Consider the following 12,696-nt stretch of genomic DNA (forward strand, 5'->3'; position numbering starts at 1 on the left):
GTATACCAGAGCTGATATCAACTAGCGCCAATCTATTCCAAGCTGGCTAGCGACCTCTTCAAGGGTGTGATTAATCTCAGCATCGATCTTGAGATCTAGCATCTCATCGGCACGAGTCACCCCTTGCGTCAGCGCCGCTTGTGGAATCTGATGTTGCTGCGCATGGCGATTAAAGCGGAATCCAGAGAAAACCTGCAGCGACGTACCAATACAGAGCAGGGCATCTGATCGCTCCAGTGCATTAATCGCACTAAATACGGTCTCTTTCGGGACGTTATCACCGAAATAGACAACGCGCGCCTTCATTACGCCGCCACAATCAGGGCAGTTGGGAACCTTGAAGTGGCTAAAATCGGCTTCAAAATCAGCATCACCATCGGGCCTTGGCGCTGAGTGCGGGGCATTAAAGTCTGGGTTTTCACGCCGACACCACTGATGCATCTCATCACGGGTAATTTCATAGTCACAATCAATGCAGGCCACGATGTCTGCACGGCCATGCAGGTCGACAACGTTCTGGCTCCCCGCCTTTTGATGCAAACGGTCGACGTTTTGTGTCACCAGTAATTCAATACGGTTTCGCTTTTCAAGCGCGGCTAATATTTTATGTGCGTTACTGGGTTGGGCATCACGCATGGTATGCCAACCCGCTAAGCTACGTCCCCAATAGCGTTGACGCACCGCCAACTGAGTAATGAATTGACCATGCTGTACCGGAGGCGGTGATTGCCAGTTACCCTTAGCGTCTCGATAAGCGGGTATCCCTGAGCCGGTACTGATGCCGGCACCCGTTAATACTAACAGTCTAGGGTGACGCTCTATAAAGTCGGCCAGCTGTTGGCTCTGAGGGTTAAATCTTGTCATTAATTGCTCTCTAAAAGCTTGCTTATTCCTCGATTTAGGAATGAAATGCATCTCTTATCTTTTTGAGTTCATACCTATGATGCCTGCTCAGCCCCTGACCGAATTGCAATCCTATGCCGATGAAGAGGTTCTATTTGAACAGATCGCGAACAACCTTCAAAGCCAAGGCTATGCGATCTGCCCCGCGTCACTGCCGGTAGAGCTCGGACAAGATATCTGCGAACAGTTATACGGCCTGGATGAAACTGAGTTCACTGTTGCGGGTATTGGCCGTCAAAATCAACACATGCAGAATGAATTTGTGCGCACAGATCGTATCTGTTGGTTTACCGGCGAAACCCCCATAGGCGCCCGTTGGTTGGCCTGGGCGAATCGTTTACAAAGTTATTTGAATCGTCGTCTATTTTTAGGCCTATTTTCGTTTGAGAGCCATTTGGCACACTACTCTGCCGGTGACTTTTATAAGCGCCACTACGATGCGTTCCGAGATCAGCGTAACAGAGTGCTGTCGATGGTCGTCTACCTAAACCCAAACTGGGGACCAGAGGATGGTGGCGAGCTGGTGCTTTATCAAAACGATGCCGACACCGAAGGACTTAAAGTCACACCGCTGATGGGTACGGTTGTTCTGTTTTTAAGTGAAGAGTTCCCTCACGAAGTGCTCCCCGCAAACCGAGATCGTTACTCCATAGCTGGCTGGTACCGAGTAAATGGATCAACCTTAGATCGTGTCGATCCGCCAAGATAAAAAAACGGGCCATGGTGGCCCGTTTTTTTTGCAGTGCTGTCTATTAGCGAGCAGCTTTCAGCTCTAGACGACGTGCGTGTAGTGCTGGCTCTGTGTAGCCGTTTGGCTGTTTGCAGCCATCGATAACTAGGTCACACGCCGCTTTGAATGCGATGTTGTTGTCGATGTCGTCACACAGTGGTGTGTAAGTTGGATCGTTCGCATTTTGGCGATCTACAACAGCGGCCATACGCTTTAGAGTCTCCATCGCTTGTGCTTCTGTGCAGATGCCATGACGGATCCAGTTAGCGATGTGCTGTGATGAGATACGCAGCGTTGCGCGGTCTTCCATTAGACCAACATCATTGATGTCTGGTACTTTCGAACAACCGATACCTGAATCAACCCAACGAACAACGTAGCCAAGGATACCCTGTGCGTTGTTATCCAGCTCTGCCTGGATCTCTTCAGCACTCCACTGTGGGTTGCGCTCTACAGGGATGGTTAGGATATCGTCTAGAGAAGCGCGCTCACGCTTCGCCAACTCTTCCTGGCGGCCGAACACATCAACCTTGTGGTAGTGAAGGGCGTGTAGTGTAGCGCCTGTTGGTGAAGGAACCCATGCAGTGTTTGCACCAGACATCGGGTGACCGATCTTCTGATCCAGCATGTTGGCCATCTGATCTGGCATCGCCCACATGCCCTTACCGATCTGTGCTTTGCCGCTTAGACCGCATGCAAGACCGATATCCACGTTCCAATTTTCGTAAGCCGCAATCCAAGAAGCTGCTTTCATATCGCCTTTGCGAATCATTGGGCCTGCTTCCATCGAGGTGTGGATCTCGTCGCCGGTGCGATCAAGGAAACCTGTGTTGATAAACACAACACGTGAGCTCGCTGCACGGATACACTCTTTCAAGTTGATCGTTGTGCGACGCTCTTCGTCCATGATGCCGACTTTGATTGTGTTCTCTTCAAGTCCCAGAGCCTGCTCAACACGGCCCATAAGCTCGTTTGTGAAAGCAACCTCTTCAGGACCATGCATCTTCGGTTTAACGATGTAGATAGATCCAGTCACAGTGTTGTTGAACTTACCGTTGTGCTTCACGTCGTGGATAGAGATGGTTGAAGTGATCATGCCATCCATGATGCCTTCAGGCACTTCGTTGCCATCTTTATCGATGATTGCGTTGTTGGTCATTAGGTGGCCAACGTTACGAACGAACATCAAAGATCGACCTTTAAGTGCCATTGGCTGACCATCTTTGCTGGTGTATTCACGATCGCCGTTTACAGTACGAGTGAATGATTGACCACCTTTTTCGATCGTTTCGCTCAGTGTGCCTTTGATAAGACCTAACCAGTTGCGGTAAACCAGAGTTTTATCTTCGGCATCAACTGCTGCAACAGAGTCTTCACAGTCCATGATGGTCGTTAGAGCCGACTCCATCACAATGTCTTTAACGCCAGCTTTGTCCTCTGAACCGATCTGGTGAGAAGCGTCGATCTGGATTTCAAAATGCAAACCGTTGTTGATCAGTAGGATGGATTCTGGTGCTGCTGTATCACCTTTGTAGCCGACAAACTGCTCAGGGTTTGCCAGTGCAACGGCGTTGCCATCAATGGTGGCAACCAGTGCGCCATCCACAATGGTGTAAGCGGTCACATCAGCATGTGAGCCTGAAGCAAGGGGTGCCGATTCATTTAGGAAGTCTCGACCAAAAGCGATGACTTTTGCACCACGTGCTGGGTTGTAAGCTTTCGTAATCTCTGCACCGCCATCAGTCGAGATCGCATCCGTACCGTACAGTGCATCGTAAAGGCTGCCCCAACGTGCGTTAGCTGCGTTCAATGCAAAACGAGCATTCATAACAGGAACCACGAGCTGTGGGCCGGCCATGGTCGCCATTTCAGGATCGACGTTAGAGGTTGTAATCTTAAAATCAGGACCCTCTTCAACCAGGTAACCGATCTCTTTTAGGAAGGCCTTGTATTCAGCAAAGTCGTAACCGCCTTGATGTGCGCGGTACCACTCATCCATCTGCTCTTGGATCTGGTCACGCTTAGCGAGTAATTCGCGGTTACGAGGCGCTAAGTCATGAATAATTGATGCAAATGAGCTCCAAAAAGCATCAGTGCTGACGCCTGTGCCTGGAAGGACTTCTTCGTTAACGAAGGTGTAGAGTTCTGTTGCGACCTGTAGGCCATTTACTTCGGTACGTTGAATCATAATTACTCCTGAGTTTCGCGTTGGCCGGCTCTGTGTCGCCGAAGGGTCGCGGTTTCAAATTGTGCTATGCAACATTAAACGACTGCCATATATATGTAACCCACCTTTAGTCTCAAGTGTGAAATGTTCTATTTCATACTGTGGAAAATTAGTCGTTATTTCATAGTGTGGAATTGGAAATAAAAAAGCCCAGCAAGGCTGGGCTTTTTACACTGCTGACAAAGCCAACGTTCTTTATCGGGGACTTTTCACAATAAAGGGATTTTAAAGGAGGGTGCGCTTGACGCACTCCCCTGTGTTTGAGCTTTTCAGAAGCCTGCTGATCTCAGGTTCTGATCTATCTCGGTGAGTATGGCCGGATCATCGATTGTCGAGGGCATTGTATAGCTCTCATTCGCTGCAATCTTCCTCAGCACAGCACGCAGCACCTTACCTGAACGAGTTTTTGGAAGTCGCTGAACAATCAGTGCCTGACGGAAACAAGCTACTGCTCCGACCTGGTCGCGCACCATTGCAGTTAACTCCTCGACCAGCGTCTCTTCAGCAATACTCTCTCCTGCTTTCAGTACAACCAATCCTAGCGGAAGTTGTCCTCTTAAATCGTCATTAACGCCGATTACAGCGCACTCGGCCACTGCAGAGTGTCCAGAGAGAACCTCCTCCATCTCACCGGTCGAGAGACGGTGTCCAGAAACATTAATTACATCGTCAGTACGCCCTGTGATGTAGATATACCCTTCGGAGTCTTTAAATCCGCCATCGCCCGTATGATAGTAACCTGGGAATGCTTCGAGATAGGAGGTCCGGTAGCGGTCATTGTTGTTCCAGATACTCCAGGCAACACCCGGTGGCATCGGCAGGCTGACACAGATATTCCCGGTTGATTCGGCCTCGACCGGAATGCCCGCATCATCTAGTACCATAATGTTATAGCCCGGAATCGGTTTGTTGGTCGAGCCCAGTCGGACCTCAGAAGGGTTTTCCCAGCCCATCATCGGTGCAGTCATTGGCCAGCCGGTTTCGGTTTGCCACCAGTGATCAATCACCGGAACCTTAAGCAGCTCTGATAGCCATGAATAGGTGGATGAGTCCAATTTCTCACCGGCGACAAACACCCATTTCAGGCTGCTAAGATCATACTGTTTCGATAAATCTGCCTTCGGGTCTTCCTTGCGTATTGCTCGAAAAGCTGTCGGTGCACAAAACATTGAATTAACGCGATACTCATCAATTACGCGCCAAAATGTGCCCGCATCGGGTGTTTTGATCGGTTTTCCCTCAAAGAATATTGCAGAGCAGCCGCCCATAAGGGGGCCGTAAACAATAAAAGAGTGTCCGACAACCCAGCCGATATCGGATGCGCCCCACCAGACATCGCCCGCTTCCATGCCGTAGACGTTGTTTAGTGCATATCTCAGTGCAACCGCATGACCTCCGTTATCGCGCACGATCCCTTTTGGCTGTCCCGTTGTGCCAGAGGTGTAGAGAATATAGAGCGGGTCTGAACCCTTAACCGTTACACAATCTGCCGGTTCCGCCTCTTGCTGAATCTCGTACCAGTCGAGATCCCAGGCCTGATCCAGTTCAGCTTGCAACATTGGTCGTTGGCATACGATGGTGTGTGCGGGTTTGTGCGTCGCCTGATCGATCGCCTGATCAACCAATGGTTTGTAAGCGATCTGCTTATCAAACTCAATACCGCACGAAGCGGTTAAAATTACTTTGGGGCTGGCATCATCAATACGGATCGCCATCTCATTGGGTGCAAACCCACCAAAGACGACTGAATGCACTGCGCCGAGTCGTGCGCACGCCAGCATTGCTACGGCGGCTTCAGGTATCATAGGCATGTAGATCAGCACGGTATCACCTTTGCTGACACCACAGGCTTTAAGTGCACCGGCAAATCGTGAAACTCTGGTGAGAAGATCCTGATAGGTGATCGCTTCTTTGGTGTTGCTGACGGGCGAATCATAGTAGAGCGCAACCTGATTGCCACGCCCTTGTTCAATCTGACGGTCTAGTGCCAGATAACAGCTGTTTAGCTCACCATCAGCGTACCAATTGTAGGTGCCAAATTCTGTTTCATGAAGAACCGTCTCTGGCTTCTTAAACCAAGCGATTCTGTCTGCTTGCGCTGCCCAATAAGCTTCTGGATTGTCCAGCGCAGTCTGGTACTCATCTTCGTATCTCATCTTGTAATCCTTTATTGTTATTTTTTTATGATTCTGGCTGTTGAAGCCGCCTTTTAACAGTTACTCATTTTGATAGAGCTTTAAGATGCTGGAGAAGTCTAATCCGCCATTTCCGTTGCTCTTGTGTTGCGAGAACAGAGCACGCGCTGCAGATCCCATGGGAGTGGGGGAAGTGCTCTGTTGGCTGACATCCATCGCCAGTCCAAGATCTTTGAACATCAGATCAACCTGAAAACCGCCCTGGTAACTATTAGAGGAGGGAACATTTGGCATCACTCCTGGGTAGGGGTTGTAGACCTGTAACGACCAGTTGTTACCTGAACTCTGCTTCATAATTTCTGAGAGTACGGCTGGGTCTAGACCATTGCGCACGCCCATATTCAGTGCTTCTGCAGTTCCGGCCATATGGATTGCCAGCAACATGTTGTTGCAGCATTTGGCGATTTGCCCTGCACCTGAATCACCGGCGCGGAAGATGTTTTTACCCATCCCCTCTAAGATCGGTTTGGCTCGCTCAAACTGAGATTCGCTCCCCCCAACCATAAATGCCAGCGTGCCGGCCGTCGCGGCTCCAACACCGCCAGATACCGGGGCATCGATAAATTCAATACCACGCTTGGCACCCGCCGCGGAGACACGTCTAGCGGTTTCAGCATCAATGGTGGAGCTATCAATAATCAGCGCGTTGGGTTCGACCTCATCAAAAAGCGGCTGATCACCAGTGAGAAAGAGTCCTTCGACATGCTTACCGGCCGGTAGCATCGTGATTACAAACTCGGCGCCTTTTACCAGGTCCACGGCTGAGGTTGATGACTGTGCGCCTTCGCTGACAACCCGTGCAATCGATTCTTCAGAGAGGTCAAATACTTTGACCTTATGGCCAGCTTTAACCAGGTTGATCGCCATAGGGCCGCCCATGTTGCCCAGCCCAATAAATCCTATTGTTGCCATAATCTATCCTTTTTATCTTTATTTTTTGGAGTTTGATCCGTTTCTATTCTCTAGATTGCCGCCAAAGGGTGAGTTTCCCATGGTGATTCAAAGAACTTATTAACAAAACTGGCTTCAACCTCTTCAACCGATTTGTAGGTCCAGTCTGGGTTTCTGTCTTTATCGACGAGGAGCGCTCGAACACCTTCGGGGAACTCGCGATGACGGCAGCACTGTACAGATAGCACCAGTTCCGCCAGAAAGACCTCTTTTAGCGATAGGTGACGAGAGCGTTTAAGCTGCTCTGCAATCAGATGAACCGACAGTGGAGAGCCATGAGTAATCGCTTTTTGAGAGCGTTGAATCCAGGGATCATCACTCACAAGGACTTTCATTGCCTCCATCAAATCCACTAATGAATCCTGGTCGGTGATCTTTTGGATAAAGTCGAAGTGATCCTGAATAGGGGATTCATCCCGGTAATTGGCCTGAGATGCCTGCTCTAAGCGACGAAGAACACGAGTTACGCAGACGTCTGCATCAGTGTTCCAGTCAGCGGCTTGAAGGCTCGAAACTAGCTCATCATATTTTGCTGAGTCGATAAAACGGTCAGCCAGCCCTAGAAAAAGCGCATCAGCGGCATAGATAGGGTTGCCTGTTAGTCCGAGGAACAATCCCGTTCGGCCAGGCATTCGATTGAGGAAGAAAGACCCGCCCACATCCGGATAGAGCCCGATTGTGACTTCGGGCATCGCCATGTGTGAGCTCTGAGTGACCACACGGTGACTACAGCCATTCATTAGCCCCATGCCACCGCCCATCACGATACCGCTACCCCAGCAGATAATCGGTTTGGGGAAAGTGTGGATGGTGTAGTCGAGTCGATACTCTGCTGTAAAGTAGTCGAGTGGAAAATTTGCGTTCTCACCAGAGGTAATCGACTTATACAGGTTGACCACATCGCCCCCTGCGCAAAAGGCTTTCTCACCCGCACTGGTCAGAATCACCGCTTTTATCTGTTTGTCATTTGCAGCACTCTCGAGACGCGGTTCGATTAGCTCGATCATCTCCAGAGTTAAAGCATTCAGTGAACGCTTAGCATTGAGCGAAACCTCTAGAATCTTATGCCCGTCCTTGGTTGGGTGTTCGGTAAAAAGTACGCTACTCATCGATAGTCCTTAGCTGTTTTTCCATTCGGGAGCACGTTTCTCAAGGAATGCATTGACCCCCTCGCGCTGATCTTCTGTGAAGAACAGGTCAACGAAGAGTTCACGCTCTAAGCGATAGCCAGCTTCCCAGTGTTGAGTGCGGTTGTTCTGAATCAGCTGCTTACACGCGGCGATTGACATAGGACTTTGTTGTTCAGCCTGTCTTGCGAGTTCTAGTGCACGTTTGAACGACTGGCCGGTTGCCACAAGCTCCTCTACGAGTCCAATCTCATGCGCTTTGGGTGCTTTAATGCGTTCGCCGAGGATAATCAACCGCTTTGCCCATCCCTCGCCAACCAGCATGGTCAGGTTTTGAGTGCCGCCCGCACAAGGGAGTAGACCAACTTTTGCTTCGGGAAGAGCCATCTGAGCTTGCTCTTCAGCAACACGGATATCGCAGGCGAGTGCAACCTCAAGCCCACCGCCCATTGCAAAGCCGTTGACCGCTGCAATTGAGACACCGCGGAAGTTGGAAAGTGCTTCGAAAGCCTCACCAAAGCCGCGTGCCATATCCCTTGCCATTGATCGGTCGCCATCTGCAAACAGGTTTAGATCGGCGCCCGCGCAAAAGAATTTTTCACTATCAGAGCGCAAAACCAATGCGAAGATCTCTCTATCAGCGTTGAGTTGATCCACTGTTTCGCTCAAAAGCTTGAGGCTTTCCACCGTCCAGGTGTTGGCCGGCGGATTGTTCATGGTGATTATGGCTGTGTGGCCCTGTTTTTCGAGTATAAGTGCGTCAGACATCTTAATTTCCTTATAACAGCTCGCTGGTATCCTGCATCAGTGCGCGGCGCGCAATAATCAGACGCATAATTTCGTTGGTGCCTTCAAGAATACGGTGGACCCGGTTGTCACGCAGGTATCGCTCCATCGGGTACTCCTTGATATAGCCATTGCCCCCGAAGATCTGAAGCGCTTCGTCTGTAACGGTGTAACCTGCGTCGGTCGCAAACTGCTTGGCCATCGCGCAGTAAGTGGTACGGTCGGGGTGTTCAGTATCCAAACGGCTAGCCGCCATGCGGATCATTTGGCGAGCTGCGACCAACTGGGTTGTCATGTCGGCAAGCTTAAACTGAAGCGCCTGAAAGTTGCTCAGTGTTTTACCAAACTGGCTGCGTTCAAGCAGGTAGTCTCTTGCTCTCTGCAGAGCGGCCTGAGCGGTGCCGATCGAGCAGGCGCCGATATTGATACGCCCGCCATCCAGACCTTTCATCGCTATTTTAAAGCCATCGCCCTCGTTGCCGAGCATTGCAGAAGCAGGAACCCGAACATCCTCAAAAGTAATCATTCGAGTGGGTTGCGAGTTCCAGCCCATCTTCTGTTCTTTGCGCCCGTAACTGATCCCATTAGTTTTGGCATCGACGGCAAAGGCTGAGATCCCTTTTGGACCAGCTTCCCCAGTTCTCGCCATAACAATTAGGACATCCGTTGCACCGGCACCGGAGATAAAGATTTTGCTGCCGTTGATTAGGTAGTCATCGCCCTCGCGCTTGGCGCTGGTTTTAAGCGAACCCGCATCAGAACCCGCATTGGGTTCTGTCAGGCAGTAGGATCCAAAGATATCACCAGCTGTCAGTCCCGGACACCAGTGCTCGCGGGTCTCTGCATTCCCAAACTTCGCGATCATCCAGGCGACCATATTATGAATGGTCAGAAACGCGGTGGTAGAGGTGCAGCCCATCGCCAGCTCTTCAAATATGATGCTGGCATCAAGGCGGCTAAGACCCAGTCCCCCAATATCATCGGGTGCATATAGGCCACAGAGACCCAGCTCGCCCGCTTTTTTTAGCGCTTCGACCGGAAATATTTGCTCTTCGTCCCAGTGAGCGGCATTGGGCTCAAACTCTTTCTTAGCAAAGTTGCGTGCAAGATCAGCAAAGGCGATCTGATCTTCATTTAATTCAAAATCCATCAATTCGTCCTCTTTATCGTTATTATTCTGTGATTTGACCCATTACTTTAGCTGAATCGTGGTATTAACCCCAGTGTCGATATCATCTTCAAACCAGCGCGCAGTGACGGTCTTTGTCTCGGTATAGAACTTAACAGCCTGCTTACCATACGCATGCTGATCCCCGTAGAAGGACTTACGCCAACCAGTGAAAGAGAACATTGGTAGCGGCACAGGGACCGGAACGTTGATGCCGACCTGACCCACTTTGATTTCATGCTGGTATTTGCGAGCAGCTGCTCCAGAGGCGGTAAAGATAGAGGTACCATTGCCGTAAGGGTTTGCGTTGATCATCTCGATGGCATCATCAATTGAATCGACCTCAATCGCGCAGAGCACCGGTCCGAAAATCTCCTCTTGATAGATCGACATCTCTGTAGTTACGTTTCGGAAAAGGGTTGGACCTACCCAGTTTCCATCTGGGAATCCTTCGACGGTACAGTCACTCCCATCGAGGATACAGTCTGCACCGGCATCCTTACCCTGCTGGATAAAATCAAGCACTCTCTGGCGCGCACCTGGATTGATAAGCGGTCCATAACCCGCATCAGGATCATTCCAAGTGCCAGGGCGAACCTTCATCATCGCTTCGCGAAGTTCTGGGATCCACTCTTTTGCCTGTCCGACGAATACGGCCACTGAGATCGCCATGCATCGCTGACCGCCGGCTCCTACTGAAGCTCCTACCAGATTGTTAATTACCTGATTTTTAGAGGCATCGGGCATGATGACCATATGGTTTTTAGCACCCGCAAATGCCTGAACCCGCTTAAGATGCTCAGTCCCGGTACGATAGATATGCTCCCCAACCGCTACCGATCCAACAAAAGATATCGCTGGAGTATCTTTATGGGTCAGTAGCTGATCGACCACCTCCTTTGTGCCGTGAACCACTTGAAGCAACCCGGCTGGAGCACCTGCTTCCTGGAACAATTCTGCAAGTCGCATGGGGGTCAGAGGATCCTGCTCTGAGGGCTTCAATACGAAGGTGTTACCGCAGGTGATTGCCATCGGGAACATCCAGAGTGGGATCATCGCGGGAAAGTTGAACGGAGTGATACCTACGCAAACGCCCAAGGGCTGGGTGATGCTGTAGCAGTCGATTTTGCGTGCAACATTCTCGACCGTTTCGCCCATCGACAGTGAGGCAATGTTGCAGGCATGCTCAACCACTTCAATGCCTCGCCATACATCACCTTTTGCATCCTCGAAGGTTTTTCCAGTCTCGCTGGATAGTAGTGTGGCGATCTCGTCATGATGCTCTTTTAGCAGTGCTTGGTAGCGCAGCATCAATCGAGCTCGTTCACCGACCGGTGTCTCTTTCCAGGTTTCAAAAGCGGTCATCGCTGCGCTGATTGCGTCTTCGACCTCATCGTGAGTCGCGCAAGGCACTTCAGCAATTACATTCTGGGTGGCTGGATCGGTTACCGAGATAAAGTTGTCTGAACGGCTCTGGATCATTTCGCCATTGATAAAAAGCGGTACGCGTTGAGTCATGAGATAGTCCTGTTCTTTTTGTTATCGAATGTTGTAATCAATCTGTAGTTCTATTTTTACCAGCCAGATAGCTCTCTGCGGATTGACAATATTGCTCTATTAATGGACTATCTTGTGGTTTTTAGTAAGTCATTCGTATTAGAGTTGTTAGATGAGTCGGCCCTCAAACTGGCCCCTGCCGCCTGAAAGTATCCGTTACATGATCCCGCGGCGTATTGTCGAGGGGCTCGGTGAGTCCGCATTGAGTCGCGGTCTCTACCCGCTGGCTATGGGCTATTACCGCAAGGCTCAGGGCCATAGCATGCTGCGAGAAGAGCATGACGATTTTCTGCTGATTTACTGTATAGAGGGGCAGGGACGTTTTCGTGTTGGAGACTCAGACACGCCTATTAACGCAGGCGATCTGCTTTTGGTACCACAGGGAATCTCCCATGCTTATCATTCGGATGACACTCAGCCCTGGACCATATACTGGGTTCATTTCCACGGAGAGCTGGCGTTGGCGTTTTTTGAACACGCGATTGGCGAGCAAGAAGATCTCGGGTACTTCCTGGAGTCAATTGGCGTTCAATCGCAACTGGTAGTGGATTTCGAAACGCTGCTGGAGGCGCGAAGCTCAGCTCAAGATATGAATACGCATTTGTTTGCTGCGAACCAATTACGCCAGATCCTGACACATATTACTGTGTTGCGACCGCTCAAAGCTGCTAAAGAGACCCGCGATGGCTGGCGCCTTGATCAGATCCACTCGCTGATGCAGGCGCATGTGCATGAGAGGTTGGATTTGGATACCCTGGCAGCGAGTGTGAATCTGTCAAAATACCACTTTGTTAAGCGCTACCGAGAAATGACAGGTACCACACCGATTAACCGTTTTATCCAGCTGAAGATAGAGCGCGCCTGTCACCTCTTAGATACCACCACAAACGAGATCAAAGAGGTCGCCTATGCAGTGGGGTATGAGGATGCTTACTATTTCTCGCGTCTGTTCAGAAAACAGATGGGGGTGTCGCCCAGCCAGTACCGACTTTCTCGTACTCAGGGGTTTTCCTATGTGCTAAGCCAGGCGCGCATACCACCTCTTTGAAGGG

General features: G+C 50.4%; 10 protein-coding genes. 2 read left to right on the forward strand and 8 right to left on the reverse strand.

The features are described from left to right. Positions 1–21 precede the first annotated feature (21 nt). The gene (locus XMA127_RS00330) at positions 22–864 is read right to left on the reverse strand and encodes an NAD-dependent protein deacetylase (protein ID WP_173482786.1); all 843 of its coding nucleotides are present in this window, start codon (positions 862–864) and stop codon (positions 22–24) included. Between the two features lie 76 nt (positions 865–940). Here XMA127_RS00330 and XMA127_RS00335 point away from each other — a divergent pair, with 76 nt between their 5' ends. Then, on the forward strand, positions 941–1,612 hold the full coding sequence (locus tag XMA127_RS00335) for a 2OG-Fe(II) oxygenase (RefSeq protein ID WP_217361966.1): 672 nt from the start codon (positions 941–943) through the stop codon (positions 1,610–1,612). A 43-nt stretch (positions 1,613–1,655) separates the two neighbouring features. Here the strand turns inward: XMA127_RS00335 and XMA127_RS00340 are convergent, their stop codons facing one another. The 7 genes from XMA127_RS00340 to XMA127_RS00370 all read right to left on the reverse strand — a co-directional run bounded on the left by XMA127_RS00340 (position 1,656) and on the right by XMA127_RS00370 (position 11,605). After that, positions 1,656–3,821, reverse strand: a complete 2,166-nt coding sequence (locus XMA127_RS00340; RefSeq protein ID WP_173482785.1) for a malate synthase G — start codon at positions 3,819–3,821, stop codon at positions 1,656–1,658. 308 nt (positions 3,822–4,129) lie between these two features. Next, positions 4,130–6,016, reverse strand: coding sequence for a propionyl-CoA synthetase (locus XMA127_RS00345; RefSeq protein ID WP_173482784.1), 1,887 nt, complete (start codon positions 6,014–6,016; stop codon positions 4,130–4,132). Between the two features lie 60 nt (positions 6,017–6,076). Then, the gene (gene mmsB / locus XMA127_RS00350) at positions 6,077–6,967 is read right to left on the reverse strand and encodes a 3-hydroxyisobutyrate dehydrogenase (RefSeq protein ID WP_173482783.1); all 891 of its coding nucleotides are present in this window, start codon (positions 6,965–6,967) and stop codon (positions 6,077–6,079) included. Positions 6,968–7,017: 50 nt separating this feature from the next. Next, positions 7,018–8,115 carry an enoyl-CoA hydratase/isomerase family protein gene (locus XMA127_RS00355; RefSeq protein WP_173482782.1) on the reverse strand — a complete coding sequence of 366 codons (1,098 nt, stop codon included), beginning with the start codon at positions 8,113–8,115 and terminating at the stop codon, positions 7,018–7,020. A 9-nt stretch (positions 8,116–8,124) separates the two neighbouring features. Continuing rightward, on the reverse strand, positions 8,125–8,901 hold the full coding sequence (locus XMA127_RS00360) for an enoyl-CoA hydratase (protein WP_173482781.1): 777 nt from the start codon (positions 8,899–8,901) through the stop codon (positions 8,125–8,127). 10 nt (positions 8,902–8,911) lie between these two features. After that, the gene (locus tag XMA127_RS00365; protein ID WP_173482780.1) at positions 8,912–10,069 is read right to left on the reverse strand and encodes an acyl-CoA dehydrogenase family protein; all 1,158 of its coding nucleotides are present in this window, start codon (positions 10,067–10,069) and stop codon (positions 8,912–8,914) included. 42 nt (positions 10,070–10,111) lie between these two features. After that, entirely contained in the window at positions 10,112–11,605 is a 1,494-nt protein-coding gene (locus XMA127_RS00370; protein WP_173482779.1) for a CoA-acylating methylmalonate-semialdehyde dehydrogenase, read from the reverse strand. 151 nt (positions 11,606–11,756) lie between these two features. On the opposite strand from XMA127_RS00370, the gene XMA127_RS00375 reads away from it, so the two are divergent. After that, on the forward strand, positions 11,757–12,692 hold the full coding sequence (locus tag XMA127_RS00375; protein ID WP_173482778.1) for an AraC family transcriptional regulator: 936 nt from the start codon (positions 11,757–11,759) through the stop codon (positions 12,690–12,692). The last annotated feature ends 4 nt before the right edge of the window (positions 12,693–12,696 follow it).

The organism is Marinobacterium sp. xm-a-127, from assembly GCF_013283425.1.
Lineage (GTDB): Bacteria > Pseudomonadota > Gammaproteobacteria > Pseudomonadales > Balneatricaceae > Marinobacterium_E.